The organism is Mucilaginibacter pocheonensis (assembly GCF_031456535.1).
Lineage (GTDB): Bacteria > Bacteroidota > Bacteroidia > Sphingobacteriales > Sphingobacteriaceae > Mucilaginibacter > Mucilaginibacter pocheonensis.
In genome coordinates, this window is the sequence record NZ_JAVDUU010000004.1 from 195,168 (window position 1) to 214,551 (window position 19,384).

Genomic DNA, 19,384 nt, shown 5'->3' on the forward strand with positions numbered 1-19,384 from the left:
AAGTATTATCGGCATGATAGCCAGCGAGTTTAAATTAATTAGAAAGATAATTTTTATTATATTAAAACAATTTAATCTAATCGGGTTTATATAAAAGCTATTTGCCGATACCTTATATCACAATATTTATCTTTTTGTTTATTTAATTTTAATGAGTACTAATATTTTACCCGGAAAACCTTTTCCCCTCGGATCCACCTGGGATGGAGAAGGCGTTAATTTTACGCTTTATTCAGAGAACGCTGAGATGGTTGAGCTTTGCTTATTTGACGCTGAGAAGAGCAAAGAGACTGCTACCATAAAACTAACTGAAAAAACAGACTTTATATGGCACATCTATATAAAAAAAATAATGCCCGGCCAACTGTATGGCTTTCGTGTTCATGGCCCTTATGAACCAGAGAACGGGCACCGGTTTAACCATAACAAATTATTGCTTGACCCTTATGCCAAAGCAATAGCAGGAGCGATAGAATGGGATGATGCCCTGTTCGGCTATGAAGTTGGACATCCTGACGAGGATTTGAGCTTTAGCGATGCTGACAGCGCGCCTTTTATACCAAAGTCAGTGGTCATTGACCCAAATTTTAACTGGGAAAATGATTCCAGTCCTTCATTGGCCTATTATAATACAACGATTTATGAGATGCATGTTAAAGGTTTCACTCAGTTGCATCCCCAGATCCCTGAAGCGCTACGCGGAACCTATGCTGGAATTGCCCACCCAGCGAGCATCAAATACCTGAAAGAGCTGGGTGTAACCGCGGTTGAGCTAATGCCGGTTCATCATTTTATTTCCGATCGTTACCTGAAAGAACGAGGGCTTAGCAATTACTGGGGATATAACACCATCGGCTTTTTCGCTCCTGACGCCCGATATTCATCGGGCGGTGTGAAAGGAGAACAGGTAAATGAATTTAAACATATGGTGAAAGAACTGCATAAAGCAGGTATGCAAGTGATCCTGGATGTGGTGTATAATCATACCGCAGAGGGAAACCATTTGGGACCTACCCTTTCTTTTAAAGGTATTGACAATGTATCCTATTACCGGCTTACAGACGATAAACGGTATTATAATGATTACACCGGCACAGGAAACACTCTGAATGCGAACCTGCCTAATGTTCTCCGGCTGATGATGGACAGCCTGCGTTATTGGATTACCGAAATGCATGTTGATGGTTTTCGTTTTGACCTTGCTTCAACACTGGCACGGGAACTTCATGAAGTTAACCGGTTAAGCGCGTTTTTTGATATCATTCACCAGGATCCGGTTATTTCTCAGGTCAAGCTAATCGCCGAGCCCTGGGACGTTGGCGAAGGCGGATACCAGGTTGGTAAATTTCCGCTGGGTTGGGCCGAATGGAACGGAAAATTCCGCGACTGTATACGTGATTACTGGAGCGGTTCTGAAAATACATTGGCTGAGTTTGCCGATCGGATTACCGGCAGCGCAGACCTTTATAAGGATTACCGCCGGCCAACCGCCAGCATCAACCTAATTACTGCTCATGATGGTTTCACATTGAATGACCTTGTTTCTTATAATGAAAAACATAACGAAGCGAATGGAGAAGGCAACAATGACGGTGAAAACCACAATCGGTCATGGAACTGCGGAGTTGAAGGACCGACTGATGATCATGATATTAACATGTTGCGGGCGAGGCAAAAGCGAAATTTTTTGGCTACGCTGTTTCTTTCACAGGGTGTGCCAATGCTGGTTGCCGGCGACGAGATTGGACGAACACAGCTGGGGAATAATAACGCCTATTGCCAGGACAATGAGATCTCCTGGCTCAACTGGCCTTCGGCCGACCAGGAATTATTAACCTTTACACGTAAATTGATCAAACTTAGAAGAGAACATTCTGTTTTTTCACGTAAAAACTGGTTTAAAGGTGTAGCTGCAAAAGATACTAAGATAGAGGACATAGCCTGGTTCCTGCCCGATGGCACCCAGATGGAGGAAACACATTGGAGCGAGAATTTTGCAAAATCAGTAGCTATATACCTGAGCGGGCAAGGCATCCACAGCGTGGATTCAGACGGAAACCCTGTTATAGATGATAATTTCTACCTGGTATTCAACGCGCATGACCAGGGGCTGGATTACTGCCTGCCACCTGAAAATTACGGCCGCAAATGGAAAACCGTTATTGATACAGCTACAAGTGGTAATGAAGAAAAGATATACCAGCCGGGCGAAAGCGTACATGTGGAAGGAAGATCTGTAGTGCTATTGCAAAATGAAACTAATTCCAATGATTAATTCAACGATTGCAAAAAGGACTTTGGGCGTAAATTTTAACGCATCGGGCCACGCAGAAATTTTTTTATGGGTACCAAAGGCCGGGAATGTAGCTATCAGGATTGAACGCGGGGAAGACATACCACTTTCAAAGAAAGCTCGTGGTTACTGGCACACAGTTACAGATCAATTACAACCTGGCATGTTGTACCGGGTAGTAATTGATGGACAGTCTTTCCCTGATATTTACTCTTTAAGCCAGCCTTCAGGTGTGCACGGCGCTTCCATGACCATAAAGCTGAATGACCACCGCTGGACAGATGAACACTGGAACAACTTGCCTCTCGAAGAATATCTACTCTATGAATTACATACTGGCACATACACTGCTGAGGGCACTTTTGCTGGTATTGAACAAAGACTTGATCATTTAAAGGCACTTGGCATAACAGCAATTGAATTAATGCCGGTGGCGCAGTTCCCGGGAACGCGTAACTGGGGCTATGACGGGGTTTTTCCATTTGCAGTGCAGGAAAGCTACGGCGGCGCGGCGGCATTACAACAACTGGTAAACAGTTGCCACCATAAAGGCCTGGCTGTGGTGCTTGATGTAGTTTATAACCACGTTGGCCCGGAGGGGAACTATTTAAGCCAATACGGGCCATATTTTACTGATAAATATAAAACTCCATGGGGAGATGCAATCAATTTTGATGATGCGGGTTGTGACGAGGTGAGGCGTTTTTTTATAGAAAATGCGCTGATGTGGCTACGTGATTTTCATATCGACGCCTTAAGGCTGGATGCCGTACACGCAATCAAAGATTTTAGCCCAAAACATATCTTAAAAGAATTAAAGGAACAGGTAAACCTACTCATGCAGGCAACCGGCCAAACGCATTATCTGATCATTGAATGCGATTTGAATGATCACAGGTATATTGATCCGCTGAACGCACAAGGGTTGGGTATGGACGCGCAATGGAATGATGAATTTCACCATGCGCTGCGGGTTACCGCCGGAGAAAAAAAGGAAGGCTATTACACGGATTTCGACCCTATAAGTTCGCTTAAGGAATCGTTTGAACATGCGTATGTATATCATGGGCAATACTCTGCTCAGCGCGAAAAAACCTTTGGCACCGACCCAGCAGAAAATTTGGGCAGACAATTCGTTGTGTTTTCGCAGAATCATGATCAGGTTGGAAATCGCATGCTTGGCGAACGCTCCAGCCAGCTATTCAGCTTTGAAATGCAGAAGCTGATGGCAGCAACAGTAATAATAAGTCCCTTTTTGCCTATGCTTTTTATGGGCGAAGAATATAGCGAGTCTAATCCATTCCTGTATTTTGTCAGTCATACAGACCCCGATCTTGTGGAAGCTGTAAGAAAAGGCCGAAAGGCAGAATTTGCCGCTTTTCATCACGGCGAAGATGCACGGGATCCTCAAGCTGAACAAACTTTTCATCAATCAAAGCTTCAGTGGAATAAGCTGGAACAGGAACCTTATCAAACCATGTTCAGCTACTATCAGGCATTGATATCATTGCGGAAGACCCATCCTGCGCTTGGATCAACTGACAGAAAAGCCTTAAAAGTTGATTTTGATGATAACAAAAAAACGATGACCATTATCAGACAGCATGACAACAAATCTGTTTATTGCATGTTAAATTTTTCAGCAGAACAACAAAGCGTTTCGGTTCCTGTAAAGGGCCGTTTCCGACCCCTCTTTAATTCGGCAAGCGACCAGTGGAACGGTCCTGGCTCTTCGACAGAAGACATCGAAACAGGTTCTTCGTTAATACTCCAGCCGGAAAGCATTCTAATTCTTGAAGAACATGTTTAATCCAATCTCTACCTATCGTATACAGTTTCATAAAGATTTTACATTTAAAAACTTTAGCGACATTATTCCATACTTGCATAAGCTGGGTGTAAATACAGTTTACGCATCACCCATATTTGAAGCTGCACCAGGTAGTAATCATGGTTATGACGTAATTAATCCGCTTAGGATTAATCCCGAGATCGGCACATTGGAGGAACTGCAGGAGATCAGCGAGAAATTGAAGGGTTTGCAAATGAACTGGCTGCAGGACATTGTTCCGAATCATATGGCGTTTCATTGTGGTAATAGCTGGTTGATGGATGTGTTAGAAAATGGCCGTGCTTCAAAATTTTCATCGTTTTTTGATATCAACTGGGAAGCACCGGCATTTAACGGCCGATTAATGGTGCCTTTTTTAGGTAATACACTGCCTGACGTTATCAGAAATAATGAGCTTAGTATCGCTTTCAAAGAGGGGAAATTTTGGCTTTGCTATGCCGACCAACAGTATCCTATAAATCTGGATTCTGTAATCCGCATCCTGGGGTCGGTTAACAAGGGTCAACCGGCTGTTGTACAGCAATTACTTGCTAACGCGAAGTATGTTAAAGATCGTCCAGGCTTATCGGCAGAGGTTATAGCGATCCTAAAATCTGGTTGGCCGGCGGTTAAAAAATTTATTGACCAAGTGCTTGATATTATTAATCAGAATAATCGCCTACTACAACAGATAGCGGATGAACAATATTATCAGCTGAGTTATTGGCAGGATAGCGATCGTCAGATCAATTACCGCAGATTTTTCACAGTTAACGGGTTGATCTGTTTAAATATTCAGGATGAGGAAGTTTTTACGGAATATCACCGTTTTATAAAAGAGCTGTTAGATCAGGGTTTGTTTCAGGGTTTGCGGATTGACCATATTGATGGCCTGTCGGATCCAAAGAGTTACCTGGAAAGATTACGTGCACTTGCCGGCGAGGAAACCTATATCGTTGTTGAAAAAATACTGGAGGACGATGAACAGTTCCCACTTGATTGGCCTGTACAGGGGAATACGGGCTATGATTTTTTGGGAATGGTCAATAACCTTTTTACTTCTGTCAATAATAAAAAGTTGTTCACCGACTTTTACCGGGAACTGGCAGATGACAAGCAGCAGGTTGGCCGGTCCATTTTTGAAAAAAAAGCCGCTATTCTTTACCACCATATGGGCGGTGAGTTGGACAGTTTGCTGCAATTATTTGAAAGCATAAACTTTGGTGGCAATAAACAGTTAGCCAAAGCCGCGCCCGGGAAATTGAAGGATGCAATAGCTGAATTTCTGATCCAGTGCCCCGTATATCGTTACTATGGCAATCAACTTCCCCTTAATCCCGGCGAGGCCCGGGATGTGACCGCCATATTCCGGAATATAGCAACGGCAAAGCCTGGCCTCAAAACTATTGCACAATCGCTCAACAAATTATTTACCGGAAAGGTATCCGAAGCGGATAAACCAGGAGTCATCAAATTTTATCGCCGCTGCATGCAATTCACTGGGCCGTTAATGGCCAAAGGTGTAGAAGACACTTTAATGTATACTTATGGACGGTTTATAGGTCACAATGAGGTGGGTGATTCGCCGGACGCATTTGGTATAAAGATCAGCCAGTTTCATACCCGTATGCAAGCGCGGCAGAAAAACTGGCCATTATCTATTAACGGAACATCTACGCATGACACTAAACGTGGCGAGGATGTTCGCGCAAAACTTAATGTGCTTACTGACATCCCTCAGGAATGGTTTGACCTTATTCGTGACTGGCAGCAAAAGTATGCCAAGTTTAAAAAAGCACATGCGCCTGATTTTAACGACGAATATTTGATATATCAAACCATTGCGGGAGTATCTCAGCTACCCGCACAAGCAGACGATAATTTACAGGAGCGACTGGATGCTTACCTGACTAAGGCACTTCGTGAAGCCAAAAGACATACACAATGGGCCAATCCCGATGAAACTTATGAAAAAGGCACATTAGAATTTGCTCAGAAATTGCTCAATAACGGTTCTTTTCAGAAGTCATTACAAGCGCTGGAAGAAAGGATTTCGGCACCCTTTACAATGAATGCCCTAATGCAGGTACTGCTTAAACTTACCTGTCCGGGCGTTCCGGATATTTACCAGGGCTGTGAGCTGTGGGATTTTAGTCTGGTAGACCCCGATAATCGGCGTCCGGTTGATTACCGGTTGAGATCGCGGCTCTTAAAAGAGGTTATGTTGGCAGGTCTGCGCCAGTTATGGGAACACCGGCACAACGGAGCCTGTAAATTGTGGCTAACAAACAAATTACTTGAGCTGCGGAAAAGTTTCACTAAACTTTTCGCACTGGGTGAGTATATCCCGCTGCAGGTCAAAGGAAAATACCGCGAAAACCTGATAGCCTTTGCGCGGCAATATCAAAGACAATGGTTAATTGTCATAGCTCCTTTACACCTGGCAGCAGTAATAGATAACGATGACATTAATGCGTTAAATTGGGAGGATACATTCATAGTTCTTCCCGATGATGCCCCTTTGGAATGGTATTCGGTGCTAACAAATAAAAAAAGCATTCTTAACCAACAGTTTCCTGTAGCTGGCATTTTTGAGGATTTCCCTTTCGGCGTATTGCGCTCAAAAGAGCCTTCCAATAAACGGAGTGCCGGAGTTATTATGCACATTACATCCCTTCCTTCGCCGTATGGGATTGGCGACCTCGGGCCGGAGGCGCGCCTGTTTGCCTCATTCTTAAGTAAAGCGCACCAGCGTTATTGGCAGGTATTACCGGTTAACCCAACAGAGGCGGCAGCAAGTTATTCTCCTTATAGTGCTTTTTCTGCAATGGCCGGTAACATTATGCTCATCAGTCCTGATGACCTGGTGCGTGACGGGTTTTTAAATTACAGAGAAGTAGCGAAATATCAAATGCCGGCCACTAATACGGTTTGCTACCAGGAAACATGGGCACTAAAAAGCGACCTTTTCGAAACAGCTTTTCGACATTTTGCTGATTCTGAATTATTTAAGCCCGACTACGACCTATTTGTTCAAAATGAACGCCATTGGCTGGACGACTTTGCCTTATACGATGTGCTAAAAAGACACCATAACGGATTGCCGTGGTATAAGTGGCCCTCAAACTTTAAACATCGTGAAAGAAAGGCGTTGGCAGATTTCAGTCGTCAACATTCCAGGGAATTGGATAAGGCCAGGTGGCTGCAATTCATTTTCTTCAGGCAGTGGACCGAGTTAAAAGCTAATATCAACAAATCAGGCATCACTTTTATGGGCGATCTGCCATTTTATGTGGGTTATGACTCAGTCGACGTTTGGGCAAATCCTCAACTGTTTGATCTTGATGCAGACAAAAATATTGCTGGCGTGGCCGGTGTTCCGCCAGATTATTTCAATAGCAACGGTCAGCTTTGGAGCATGCCTGTTTATCAATGGGAGGCCCACAAAACTACCGGTTATTCCTGGTGGATAAACAGAATGAAAAGAAACGCCGAATTCTTTGACGTTATCCGGCTGGATCATTTCCGAGCGTTTCATGATTTTTGGAGAGTATCAGCAGAGGAAAGCAATGCTGTGAACGGGGAATGGCGGCCTAGCCCCGGTATAGAAATCTTCGAGATACTTAAAAAAGAACTGGGCAAGTTGCCCTTTGTTGCCGAAGACCTGGGCGATATCAATGAAGGCGTTTATAAGCTTCGTGACAGGGCGGGCTTGCCCGGCATGAATGTGCTGCAATATGCGTTTGGTGAGGATATGCCGGTTTCGGTCCATGCTCCGCACAATCATGTTATTAATAGCATTACCTATACCGGAACGCATGATAATAATACCACACTGGGCTGGTTCAACCAGAATTGTACACCGATTGAGCATCTGCATTTATCAGCATATTTTAAAATAAAGGTGAATCGTCAAAATGTAAACAGGTTAATGAATGAGTTGTGTTATTCATCTGTGGCCTCGCTCGCTATTTTACCTATGCAGGATATTTTACGGCTGGATCATCACTCACGTTTAAATATGCCCGCGTCTAAAGAGGGAAACTGGCTATGGCGGTTCGACAAGAAACTGCTTACAGAAAAGGTAATCAAAACATTAAAGCTCTTAGTGCGGCAGTATAACCGATGATGTGAATAGCTGGTTCACAGTGAGAAGAGATTAATCCGCGTTCATGTAGCCCCCAATTATTTGATGTTACCAATAACGTGAAAACACGTATTTAACTTATTTAAAACAGGTATTTGACTTAAAACTATCCTTTACGGATCTTGTTTTTATTAATTAGACAATAAAATAACTACCATGAATATAAATTAATCAAAAGAGTATAATTTCTTACTTGAATAATGACGTTATCGCCAATAACGAGTTACCGTAGCACACCTTTAATACCCGTCAATATTGGATTTGCATCATTAACTTTTAAAAGATTAAAACAGCGGTTTAATCTACGGTAGATATTGCAACCATCTATTATCTAAAAAAACCTGCCCTTTAGTATCAGCTATTAATTGACATATAAATCACAACGTAATTAAATGTTTAAAACACTAACTAATAACACCCGGAGGCCTTATGAAGAGCATAATTGTGGTAAATGATGAAAGTCCACAGGCTAAGCACGCAGCTAAAATAGCACTATTGATCGCTCAAAAAGTAGAGGCGAATTTATTACTGGCAAACGTGAATAACATACATGTGAATATTCACCGGGAAAAAGCTTTGACCACTGCCGACAATAAGTACCCTACAAATGATTGGCAATCCGCGGGTTTAATGGAGGATCTAAAATTAGCGGTTCAGCTCGATGGTGGCTTTACTCCTAATATAGATTGTCTCGACAATTCGAAGCTAACCGAAGACGGCCTGGTAAAATACATAAACAAGAATAATGTATGGATGGTAGTAAAGGGCATGCAGGCATTTGGCAGTAACGAATTAAATCGTCCTCTTTTTAATATCCAATCCGTACTTAACAGGGTGCATTGCCCAGCCCTACTGGTTCCGGAACATGCTCAGTTAAAGAAATTTGAAAGAATAGCATACATGGCCGATTTAAGATATTGCAGGTTGTCTGTTGTTAAATACCAGGCAGAGTTAGCCAAGCCATTTAATGCTAACGCATTAATAACACACTTGCCGGCAAGTGGATTGCCCGATCTTGATCAGCAATATGCGTGGGAGATATTCAATGAACAAATTAGTTCTTATATCGATTACGATAAGTTGTTTTATAACAATATTAAAGAACGCAACCTATTAAAAGCCCTTGATGTAATTATAAATGGGATGAACACCGACATCTTGGCTTTGGTCAATCACCAGTATCATTTTATGGGAATACTGGGAAGATATATTACACAATCATTACCTCCTCCTATCCATATCCCTGTTTTAGTGTTCCCGTTTTAAACATTATTACACTGGCAGGCAACGCTTATTTTTCAGATGGCGATGAATTTATTTCTTTTAATGAATAAAAATAAATTAATTAGAAATAATTCAAACAAATGAGATTAAAAGATGTCATATTATAGAACCAAATATTTATATAATTAAAACTGGCACATACTTGTATCATAAATAAAATTCTATGAAAAACAATATTCTACATACCGCTAAATTGTTTCCGTTTAAGCCAAATACATCTGAAATAATCGCCATGATCAATACCGGCTTACAATAATAAGCCGGGCCTTTATCTTTTGTAATTCCATGGATATGCTTTTAGCTATCCTTTTCATCACCATAAATAAATCTACCATTATGTTTCACCATGTAAAAGACCTTCAATTTAACGCACGGGTATCTCATCCGGACCCGCGTTTTGCCAACCTATTATTAGAACAATTTGGCGGCGAAAACGGCGAACTTGCCGCGGCTATGCAGTATTTTACCCAGGCTTATGCGGCAAAAATGCCGTATCCTGATAAATACGATATGTTAATGGACGTAGCCACCGAGGAATTTAGTCATCTGGAAATAGTAGGTGCTACTATTCAGATGTTGCTCAAGGGCGTAAACGGCGAACTAAAAGCTGCCGCCGACAAATCTGAGATCATGCAGGTAATGAACGGTAAGGCGGCAAAAGAAAACATTATCCATGAAGCACTGGCTAATCCGCAATTTTTGGTTTTGAGCGCAGGTGGGCCGCGCCTTACTAACAGCCAGGGCATCCCCTGGTGTTCTTCCTATATTCACTCTAATGGCGACCTTACGGTAGATTTAAGGAGTAACCTAGCCTCGGAATCACGTGCCAAAATAGTTTACGAATATCTGATGCAATTCACCGACGATCCTTATGTTAAAGATACGCTTTCATTTTTGATGACCCGGGAGGTTGCGCATTATAAAATGTTTGAGGCTGCGCTGCAAACTATTACACCCAATTTTCCTCCGGGTACCTTGGCGGCCGACCCTCGTTTCACCCGTCAGGCCTTCAATATGTCAGACGGCAAGACCGTACGTGGCCCATGGAACGAAGGCGAAATGCCAGATATGGGACAAGAATGGGAATATGTGGAAGAACCTGTCAGCTACGTAAGAGAAACAAAAGGAATGTCGGTTCAGGATACTGTCCTTGATAAAGAACTGGCAAAAACAGAAAAGTTAAACCAGCAAATGGGCGAATTAAAAAGTACTGAAGTAAAAAGCGCCGAACCAAAAGGAGTTGCCCAATGGAGTACTTATGAAACTGAAGTATAGTATTTCACACTAAGGTTTTGCGAATTCGCATATTTCTCTGCATACCAGTCAAAATGTCAAAAGCCGCTAATCATACAAGCTAGCGGCTTTTGTAGTTAAGAGGGGTTGGTTTGCCGAAGTGCCGTATTCTGCCAAAGCCTTTTACTTCAGCTTAACAACTACTTTTCCTTTAGCGCGCCCGCTTTCAACATAGGTCATCGCTTCTTTGATAGACTCAAACGGAAAAACTTTGTCGATAACGGGTGTAATGATACCGGAATTTATAAGCGAAGTAATCTCTTTTAGCTGATCTCCGTTTGCTTTCATAAAAAGAAATGAAAAGCTCACGTTAAGCCGTTTTGCTTTTTTTCTTACTCCGAGGCTCAAAAGACGCATGATTAATTTTATATACCATGGCGCCCCGATTTCTTCCGCAAAGTCCGGATCAGGCGGGCCTGAGATCGAGATGGCTTTTCCACCCGGTTTTAATACGCGAAGTGATTTTTCAAGTGTCTTTCCGTCCTGACTGTTCAAAACCAGATCATAACCATGCAGAACTTTTTCAAAGTCATCTTTTCTGTAGTCAATGACAATATTTGCACCGAGGCTTTTCACTAACTCTACGTTGGCTGCGCTTGTAGTTGTAGCTACAGTAGCACCCAGATATTTCGCCAGTTGAATGGCAAATGTACCTACACCTCCCGAGCCGGCCTGGATAAATACTTTTTGTCCTTTCTTCAGGTTCCCTTTTTCGATTAACGCCTGCAAGGCGGTTAACCCAACCAGTGGGATAGACGCGGCTTCTTCCATGCTCAGTTTTTTTGGCTTAATCGCTACATCAGCTTCATTAACGGCTATAAATTCTGCAAACGTCCCTATCCGATGATCTGCCGGGCGTGCATAAACCTCATCTCCAACTTTAAATTGTTGCACATCAGCTCCAACCTTAGTTATAATGCCTGCCACGTCATGGCCTAAAACAAATGGTGTTTTATACGGAAGAATAAGTTTAAACTCCCCGTTTCTGATTTTGGAGTCCAGCAGGTTGATTGCAGTGGCATATACTTCTATCAATACCTCATCCGGCTGTGGTACAGGAACGGGTATCTGCTCAATGCTCCCGCCGTCCTTGCTTTTATACTTGTTTACAATGAAAGCTTTCATTTTTCTATGGTTATAACGGTTTTAGGAAGCTATTACTTTGTAACTTTTCTTAGGATTAGCTAAATTAAAAGTCAATTTCGGAAAAAGCCGGTTGAGTATATAAACTGCTTTAGTATCACCTATACGTATATTAAGCTGATCCTTCTTTAAACCTGTAATAAATGCTTTCACCATATCGGCCGTGGTCATTTTTTTGCCGTTCATGCCGGTTGTCATTTCTGTGGCAACAAGCGGAGGTAAAAGTTCAAAAACCTTTACGCTGCTGTTTAAAATTTGCAGGTGCTTTCTAAGCGCTTTGGTGTAAAACTGCAATGCTACTTTGGATGCTGCGTAAGTGGCTTCAAGCAATGAGGGAACATAGCTGAGCAATGAAGTGGTATTTATAATTGCGCTTTCTTTTTTCGATTTCAACATATCAATGAAAAGATTGTTCAAACGAATCACCGCCAGGTAGTTGACGTTCATTTCATAGGCCGCATCTTCAAAATGCTGACCATTTGCTATTCCGAGGTTGATGGGATCAGTTAACACTCCTGCGTTATTGTATAAAATATCTATACCACCCAGTTGTTGCATCTGGTTGAAAAGCCTTTGCGCATCACCGGCATCTGATACATCACTTTTAACTGCCGTAATTGCAGGGTACATTTTCTTCGCTTCATCTAATTTGCCCTGGCTTCTGCCGGTGATGATCACTCTGGCGCCATTGGCTAAAAATTGTTTTGCTGCTTCCAGCCCGATACCTGATGCACCTCCTGTGATCAATATCGTTTTTCCTTTTAATTGCATTGTTTTAATTTCTTATATTAATTCTATTTTGAAGCGTTAACAAGCAGTCCGATGCCCGATGAGGCACCTGTAACTAAAATCGTTTGTTTCATTTTCATTGTTTTGTTGACTGTCATTAAGCCAGTACTGGATAATCAGTATACCCTTTTTCTCCTGGTGTATAAAAGGTTGAGGGATCGGGCTGATTGAGCGGTGCATCCTTTTTAAAACGCTCAACAAGATCAGGATTGGCAATAAAGGGAACCCCAAATGATACCAGGTCGGCATCACCATCGCTCAATACTTGGTTTGCAGTTGCCTTGTTAAATCCACGGTTAATGATGATGGTGCCGTCATAGAGCGGACGGTAATGTTTCGCAACTTGCTGAATAGCCCACGGGTTACCTGATACATCAGTAAAAGGCTCGGTCAGGTGCAGATAAGCCAGGTCGTATTCATTTAATTTGGCAACTATGTAATCGTGCACAGCTATTGTTTCCTCATCAAGCATCATACCCTGTATACCGTGAAGTGATGGGTTTAATCTTACACCAACCTTTCTGATATCGATCACCGTGTGTAACTCGTCCAGTATATCAAATAATATGCGTGCACGTTTTTTTATGGTGCCTCCATACTGGTCCTGGCGTTTATTGGAATAAAGGTTGAAGAACTGGTGTAACAGGTAGCCATTAGCCGCATGAAGTTCAACACCGTCAAAGCCCGCTTCCACCGCGTTTACGGCAGCCTGTTTAAAATCATTAATGGTCTTTTGAATTTGTTCCAATGTCATCGCTCTTGCATCTACTGTGTCCTTAAAACCTTCAGGTGTGAATGTTTGGGCCAGGGGATTTAGTGCTGAAGGAGCCATCGGAAGTTCTCCGTTAAGCAGATCCGGGTGCGATAACCGGCCCACGTGCCATAATTGAGCGAAAATTTTTCCGCCCTGCTGATGTACCGCATCTGTGACCAGTTTCCAGCCTTCAACCTGTTCGGTGGTATAAATTCCGGGTACATTGATGTAACCTATAGCTTCACGACTAACGTAAGTGCCCTCTGTAATGATCAAACCGGCCGAAGCACGCTGTTGATAATAAAGCGCCGTTAGTTCTGTGGCCACATTGCCGGGGTTGGCCGAACGGTTACGGGTTAGGGGAGCCATCACCATGCGGTTGCTCAGCGAAAGGCCTTTTAAATTGAAAGGTTCGAAAATTATTTGATCGTTCATTTTTTTTAGTGTTAGATATGGTAAACCGACTTTGTTATTTATGTTGATACTTAATTATTTTATACTTTTTAGTATATTTTAGTTCGTCTTGATAATTTATATTCTTTACTTAATAATTTCCGAACGGAGTGGTTAAAATATTTGATTGCGGAAACAGTCTCCGAAGTATAAAAATACTTTTTAGTATATTTTATTTAAAAAAAATCATATTACATAGCTCTCTAATTCTGCCTTCAGGCTCTTGATCAGACCAGCCATCGGTTTTGCTGTATTCATCGCCCGGCACATAACAACGGCACCTTCAACAGCTGCCACTGCTTTGAATGCATAAACGACCGGATCAAGCTTGTCAGAAAACTCACCGTTCTTAATGCCCAGAGTTAAAACACTAACAAACAATTCCTGTCCCTGGCGAATGACACCCGCTATCTTTTCCTTGATCACCGGGAAATTATCATCAGATTCCACAGCAATATTAAATATAGGGCATCCGCCTTTAAGATAAGTATTCAAAGGATCTTTATAAAAATCGAGAAAAGCAAATACCTTAGCCTTCGCTGTTTTACCCTTGCTAATGGTTAGCAACATTTTTTCGCCATTCGTATTCAACATGTGCTCAACCACCTGTAAGGCCAGGTCTTCCTTACCTTCAAAATGACCATAAAGGCATCCTTTGGTAAGTTTCGCAGCAGCAAGCACGTCGTCTATATTAGCGCCGGATATTCCTTTCTGATTAAAAATGGGCGCCGCTGTTTCCAGAATAAATTGTTTTGTTCTTTCAGCCTTCGTAAGCATTTTATTTAAATTGACGATACAAAAATATACTAAAAAGTATATTACTTAATAATTTAGATGTCATAAATAGTTTATTTCTGAAATGACATTTTTAATAATTAAGACAATGTCATTTTAGTATGTAATTATTGTCCCAATTACTGATCTTTTTGCTATACAAGGCCTGGTTAGCCAAATGCACGCTAATAGCTGTTCGTGCGCCGGTAAACACATTACTATCCGGGAGCTCTTTGTTTTGTATCTTTTTATAAAAATCTTTAAAGGCATACCAGGTGCCGTCTTTAGTGGGTTCGGGTAAAATGGGCGTACCGCCCTCTTTATTCCATACAATACGGGTTGCGCCGGTTACACCGTCCACAGTTCCCTTTTCATTCAGCAGCTTCTTTTCAGGGTAAAACATGCCCTGGTCTGTTAATAGCGATACCATGCCCAATGTTCCTTTGATCTTAAAAAGATAACCATCATGCGCATTGCCGCACATCGCGCCAAAATTACATATCATACCTTGTTCCGGATAGCGCAACATCACCTGCACATTATCATATGTCTCGCGTCCATCTTTAAAAACATCAATGCCACCGGTGGCAAAAAATTCCTGTGGATGCGTGTCAAACGCCCAGTTAATAAAATCAATCTGGTGAGAAAGCAACTCGGCCACCAAACCGCCTGAATATGCTTTGTACATGCGCCAGTTAATCGCACGCTCCAGCGAGGGATCAGGTACGGGCCTGCGCCAGTTGCCGTTACGGTCCCAGCGGCAATCAATCTGGGTTATTTTGCCCAGGTAACCTTTGTCAATCATTTCCCTCACCCGGTAATAAAGCGGAGAATAGCGGTATTGATGTCCTACCTGCAAAATCTGGTTACTACGTCCACTCATCAGCTTCACCAGGTCGAGCGCCTGCTCTATATTATAGGTCATGGTCTTTTCGAGGTACAGGTGCCGACCCGAATTGATTACGTCTACAGCTATGGGAAAATGCATATGAAGTGGTACAGCCACTATTACAGCTTCCACTTCTTTATCATCCAGCAGTTTACGGTAATCATTATAAGATTTATAAGTCCCGGTTTTATTAATTTTTTGAGCAGCTGCCAACCTAAAATCAAGCACATCGCAAATTGCGGTGATTTGGAACAGGTCTGGCATGCTATCCAAAATATGCATAATGCCTGTGCCACGGTCACCACAGCCAATCACTGCTATTTTTACCGGCCCCGCTGCAGGCGGACTGGCAATTAAACTATTGCTGATCAACACGCCGCCCGTAAGTAATCCGGTATTTTTTAAAAACGTTCGTCTTTCCATAAAATCAAAAACCTTTTATACCTTTAAATAAACCTGTAACAGTATCCGCAACAGAACCATCCGGCTTGCGGTAAACAATATAAGCGCCCATATCTGTCCGTTTTGTCAAAAAGTGCAGCGTACGCTTTAATCCCATCGCCATAAAACCATTATCATACCCGTCTGCGGTAATAGCATCTCGGGCATACACCGTTATGCTGATCATCTCGTTCTTCACGGGGTAGCCCGTCAGCGGGTTCATCAGGTGCGACACCTCCCTACCCCCTGCTTCGTGATGTTTCCGGTAATTGCCCGATGTAGTAATAGCACCATCGCCAGGCTCAACTATCCTGCGCATAGGCTCAGGAGCAAAGTCATCCCCACTGATACCTTCTATCCCCACCGCAAAAGGTTTATTTCCGGGTTTTCGCCCTTTAATACGCAATTCACCGCCCAACTCCACCAGATAATTATCGATGTGGTGGCGCTCCAAAAGCGAGGCAAGCAAATCTACTGAATAGCCCTGAGCGATGCCATTCAAATCCAATTGTATTTCCGGATATTTTTTAAACAAAAAATCTCCCTTCAAACTGATCTTGTTCGCACCAATATAGCGCAGCATATTTTTCACCTCTTCATCGGTCGGGTTATGTGAAGGTTTTACAACGCCAAATCCCCATGCATCAACCAATGGTTTTACGGTAGGATCAACCAATCCGCCGGTTTCCCGACTGATTTGCAAGGAGCGAGAGACCAACAACCTAAGGGGTTCATCTGTCCTTATGCCTTTTGCAGAGTGGTTAAACCGGCTGATCAGCGAATTAGGCCGGTACAATGACACCGATCTGTCAAACTGCTGCAGCAGGCTGTCGGTTTGCCCTAAACTGACCAGACTGTCGGGCGCATAGTATATAATACTGTAAGTAGTACCTTGTGCATAACCGTTAAGCTCAAAGCGCCGGAAATGTTGCTGCCGCCCAAAGGCGCATAACAAGAGCAATAAAAACCCGACGACTCCCAACAAAATCTTTTTCATGACTCTGTATTAAAAATCTTTCCTTTTACGATGACTTCCCTGCCTCTAAGCAATGATTATGTATAACATCGAACGATGAGACCGAATTTGATCTATGCCCGCGGCCAGGCTGATTAGCGTTCATACTTCAGTAAAAGGTTTTCGCAATATACAGTTTTTTGTTATTGGCGGCTTCGATAGCGCGCAGTGCACATGCGAAATCAGGAGCATTGACAATGACGCGTTCAGATCCTCCCAGCGGTAAAACTCGCCACATAGGAAGGGTTGAGTCAAATTGAATGAAGGAAATCGTGATAGCTCAGAGTAAAAACCACCATTCAAATTGCTTTTACAAGCTACCCAATCATGATTTTATATCTACAGTTTAGTTAAGCTAAAAGTTACATCAACCCCTTATGCACCATTTGTGCCAGCCACGCTATTTTACTTTCAAATTGTGGAAACCTGCCGAAAATCATGATTTCTTGTTCGAAGCTTTTAAATGCGGCGCTCAGCGTTTCGGCCAGGAACTGCGTATCTTCGTCAGATATTTCGGCGATATCCTTATTTTCTATCCCCCATCTTATCATTTGCTTTACAGCCGCTATCTCATCTTCAGCAAAAGTACGTGATTTTAACATGAGCATTGCCGGGTCCTGCTTCAAATCGTCAATAACAAGTTTGTACTTTAAAACTACCTCACGTAGGTGTTTAATCTTCATGCTATTAAAGGATTCTATATTAGCCGAAAAAGAGCGTCTTTTACTTATCGCGGCTACACTTTCCTCCAGACAGTGTGAAAAAAGCTTGTAACATACCGCATCCAGCACTTCCTCTTTATTTTTAAAATAATGATATAGTGTGCTGCGCCCTTTTTTACATTCGTTTGAAATGTCCTGCATAGATACTCTTAAATAACCGTAACGCTCAAATACCGCGCCCGACGCTTTAATGATCTCTTCTCTTACTTTATCGTTTTCATCTATTTTCATGGCTCGACAAAAATACATTTTTTGTTTGTGACTGGTATACAATTAACCGGTTTAATCGTAATCCTATTGAAATTCTAAAATGACACTAATATTAAAAATATCAATGATACAAATAATGTATATTTGTCGAAATTATATTTAGAAATTAAATACAACAAGACAAAACACTGCTATTTATTAGCTAAATAATCTATTCTGCTTAATAATAAAATCAGAATAGATATCGACAAAAATACAAATAATGTTCAATTAAATTAAATGAAAACCAAAACTACACTTACCGCAGCAGTATTGACTGCTCTATGGATTTCCGGCTGCTCAGGCGGAAAAGAGCAAAAGAAAGGCCCCGACACTTTAGCCGTCAATGTATTTAACCTGGGCTCTACATCCATATCAGCCGGCGATCATACCGTTTATGACGGAACCCTTGAAGCTGATAAGACAATTGATTTAAGTTTTCAGGTTTCAGGAATTATTTTGTCCTTCCCCGTACATACAGGAGATTACGTAAAAAAAGGACAACTGGTGGGTTCGGTAGATGAAACTACCTATCGCAGCCAGTATAATGCCCAACTGGCACAAGTAAAACTTGCCAGAGAAAATTACACCCGTATTAATGAGGTATTTAAAAAAGGCAGCGTTGCCGAAATAAAAATGCTGGAGGCCAGGTCCAATTTTGAGCAGGCAACATCAGCAGCGAGAGCAACCTATCAAAATATTGCCCACACCCACCTTTATGCTCCTGTTAGCGGCTTTGTTGGCGAAAAGAAAGCCGAAGCCGGGGCTGTTGCCAATCCAGGTCAACCGGTTTTGCAGCTGTTGGATACCCGCTCGGTTAAAGTAATGGTGGCAGTCCCCGAAAGTGAAATCAACAGATATAAAGCAGGAACGCAGGCTACAGTAAAAATTGACGCTTTGGGCGATGTGCCTTTGAAAGGCCAGGTTGCCGAAGTAGGCGTTTTAGCGCTCAATGGCAGCGCAAATTACAACGTTAAAATTACCCTGGCTAATAATGATATGCGATTAAGACCCGGCATGCTGTGTAAAGTTGTGTTTGAAAAAGCAGCCAGTGCCGCAGATGCGGCCGGCAATGCTAAAGAGGTTATAGTTCCAGTGCAGGCCATACAGGTAGATGAAAAAGGAAACAGCTTTGTATATATCGCAGCCGCAGACCATAAGGCAGCCAGGAAGGAAGTAACTACAGGTCAGCTTTATAGCAAAGGCATTGCTATCCGGTCGGGCCTTACCGGCAATGAGCAGGTGATAACCTCTGGTTACCAGAAACTTGCCGATCAAACCCCTGTAATTGTCAATAACAAATAGCA

The 19,384-nt window shown here is 42.4% G+C and carries 13 protein-coding genes; 6 read left to right on the top strand and 7 right to left on the bottom strand.

Features of this window, described 5'->3' with window-relative positions; genetic code table 11:
• Positions 1 to 151 precede the first annotated feature (151 nt).
• The 5 genes from glgX (at position 152) to J2W55_RS19165 (ending at position 10,830) form a co-directional block, all read left to right on the top strand.
• Positions 152 to 2,275, top strand: a complete 2,124-nt coding sequence (gene glgX, locus J2W55_RS19145) for a glycogen debranching protein GlgX (RefSeq protein ID WP_310099467.1) — start codon at positions 152 to 154, stop codon at positions 2,273 to 2,275.
• Positions 2,268 to 4,103, top strand: a complete 1,836-nt coding sequence (gene treZ, locus J2W55_RS19150) for a malto-oligosyltrehalose trehalohydrolase (RefSeq protein WP_310099470.1) — start codon at positions 2,268 to 2,270, stop codon at positions 4,101 to 4,103. The genes glgX and treZ overlap by 8 nt, the downstream gene beginning before the upstream one ends.
• Positions 4,096 to 8,253, top strand: coding sequence for a malto-oligosyltrehalose synthase (treY, locus tag J2W55_RS19155; protein ID WP_310099473.1), 4,158 nt, complete (start codon positions 4,096 to 4,098; stop codon positions 8,251 to 8,253). Before treZ ends, treY begins: the two co-directional genes overlap by 8 nt.
• Before the next feature lie 447 nt (positions 8,254 to 8,700).
• Complete coding sequence (locus J2W55_RS19160; protein WP_310099475.1) at positions 8,701 to 9,537, top strand: adenine nucleotide alpha hydrolase family protein; 837 nt, start codon at positions 8,701 to 8,703, stop codon at positions 9,535 to 9,537.
• A 303-nt stretch (positions 9,538 to 9,840) separates the two neighbouring features.
• Positions 9,841 to 10,830: a manganese catalase family protein gene (locus J2W55_RS19165; protein ID WP_310099478.1), complete on the top strand. Its 990-nt coding sequence runs from the start codon at positions 9,841 to 9,843 to the stop codon at positions 10,828 to 10,830.
• 141 nt (positions 10,831 to 10,971) lie between these two features.
• On the opposite strand, the gene J2W55_RS19170 is transcribed toward J2W55_RS19165, so the two are convergent.
• From J2W55_RS19170 to J2W55_RS19200, 7 genes are all read right to left on the bottom strand, one after another.
• Positions 10,972 to 11,973 carry an NADP-dependent oxidoreductase gene (locus J2W55_RS19170; protein ID WP_310099481.1) on the bottom strand — a complete coding sequence of 334 codons (1,002 nt, stop codon included), beginning with the start codon at positions 11,971 to 11,973 and terminating at the stop codon, positions 10,972 to 10,974.
• A gap of 21 nt (positions 11,974 to 11,994) precedes the next feature.
• The gene (locus tag J2W55_RS19175) at positions 11,995 to 12,762 is read right to left on the bottom strand and encodes an SDR family oxidoreductase (protein ID WP_310099484.1); all 768 of its coding nucleotides are present in this window, start codon (positions 12,760 to 12,762) and stop codon (positions 11,995 to 11,997) included.
• A 115-nt stretch (positions 12,763 to 12,877) separates the two neighbouring features.
• Positions 12,878 to 13,969 carry an alkene reductase gene (locus J2W55_RS19180; protein WP_310099487.1) on the bottom strand — a complete coding sequence of 364 codons (1,092 nt, stop codon included), beginning with the start codon at positions 13,967 to 13,969 and terminating at the stop codon, positions 12,878 to 12,880.
• Positions 13,970 to 14,173: 204 nt separating this feature from the next.
• Complete coding sequence (locus J2W55_RS19185) at positions 14,174 to 14,764, bottom strand: TetR/AcrR family transcriptional regulator (protein WP_310099490.1); 591 nt, start codon at positions 14,762 to 14,764, stop codon at positions 14,174 to 14,176.
• Between the two features lie 109 nt (positions 14,765 to 14,873).
• A complete protein-coding gene (locus J2W55_RS19190) occupies positions 14,874 to 16,073 on the bottom strand; it encodes a Gfo/Idh/MocA family protein (protein ID WP_310099493.1) in 1,200 nt (399 codons plus the stop codon).
• A 4-nt stretch (positions 16,074 to 16,077) separates the two neighbouring features.
• Positions 16,078 to 17,088 (bottom strand): FAD:protein FMN transferase, encoded by a 1,011-nt coding sequence (locus J2W55_RS19195; protein WP_310099496.1) that lies wholly within the window; start codon positions 17,086 to 17,088, stop codon positions 16,078 to 16,080.
• A 380-nt stretch (positions 17,089 to 17,468) separates the two neighbouring features.
• On the bottom strand, positions 17,469 to 18,059 hold the full coding sequence (locus J2W55_RS19200; RefSeq protein ID WP_310099499.1) for a TetR/AcrR family transcriptional regulator: 591 nt from the start codon (positions 18,057 to 18,059) through the stop codon (positions 17,469 to 17,471).
• Between the two features lie 258 nt (positions 18,060 to 18,317).
• Between J2W55_RS19200 and J2W55_RS19205 the strand changes: the two genes are divergently transcribed.
• Positions 18,318 to 19,382, top strand: a complete 1,065-nt coding sequence (locus J2W55_RS19205) for an efflux RND transporter periplasmic adaptor subunit (protein WP_310099502.1) — start codon at positions 18,318 to 18,320, stop codon at positions 19,380 to 19,382.
• Positions 19,383 to 19,384: the final 2 nt, after the last annotated feature.

Excerpts from the sequence above, each read along its gene's own strand:
- J2W55_RS19185 (WP_310099490.1), bottom strand. The coding sequence starts at position 14,764 with ATGCTTACGAAGGCTGAAAGAACAAAACAATTTATTCTGGAAACAGCG.
- J2W55_RS19165 (WP_310099478.1), top strand. The coding sequence starts at position 9,841 with ATGGATATGCTTTTAGCTATCCTTTTCATCACCATAAATAAATCTACC.
- J2W55_RS19190 (WP_310099493.1), bottom strand. The coding sequence starts at position 16,073 with ATGGAAAGACGAACGTTTTTAAAAAATACCGGATTACTTACGGGCGGC.
- glgX (WP_310099467.1), top strand. The coding sequence starts at position 152 with ATGAGTACTAATATTTTACCCGGAAAACCTTTTCCCCTCGGATCCACC.
- J2W55_RS19205 (WP_310099502.1), top strand. The coding sequence starts at position 18,318 with ATGAAAACCAAAACTACACTTACCGCAGCAGTATTGACTGCTCTATGG.
- J2W55_RS19195 (WP_310099496.1), bottom strand. The coding sequence starts at position 17,088 with ATGAAAAAGATTTTGTTGGGAGTCGTCGGGTTTTTATTGCTCTTGTTA.
- J2W55_RS19175 (WP_310099484.1), bottom strand. The coding sequence starts at position 12,762 with ATGCAATTAAAAGGAAAAACGATATTGATCACAGGAGGTGCATCAGGT.
- J2W55_RS19200 (WP_310099499.1), bottom strand. The coding sequence starts at position 18,059 with ATGAAAATAGATGAAAACGATAAAGTAAGAGAAGAGATCATTAAAGCG.
- J2W55_RS19170 (WP_310099481.1), bottom strand. The coding sequence starts at position 11,973 with ATGAAAGCTTTCATTGTAAACAAGTATAAAAGCAAGGACGGCGGGAGC.
- treY (WP_310099473.1), top strand. The coding sequence starts at position 4,096 with ATGTTTAATCCAATCTCTACCTATCGTATACAGTTTCATAAAGATTTT.
- J2W55_RS19160 (WP_310099475.1), top strand. The coding sequence starts at position 8,701 with ATGAAGAGCATAATTGTGGTAAATGATGAAAGTCCACAGGCTAAGCAC.
- treZ (WP_310099470.1), top strand. The coding sequence starts at position 2,268 with ATGATTAATTCAACGATTGCAAAAAGGACTTTGGGCGTAAATTTTAAC.
- J2W55_RS19180 (WP_310099487.1), bottom strand. The coding sequence starts at position 13,969 with ATGAACGATCAAATAATTTTCGAACCTTTCAATTTAAAAGGCCTTTCG.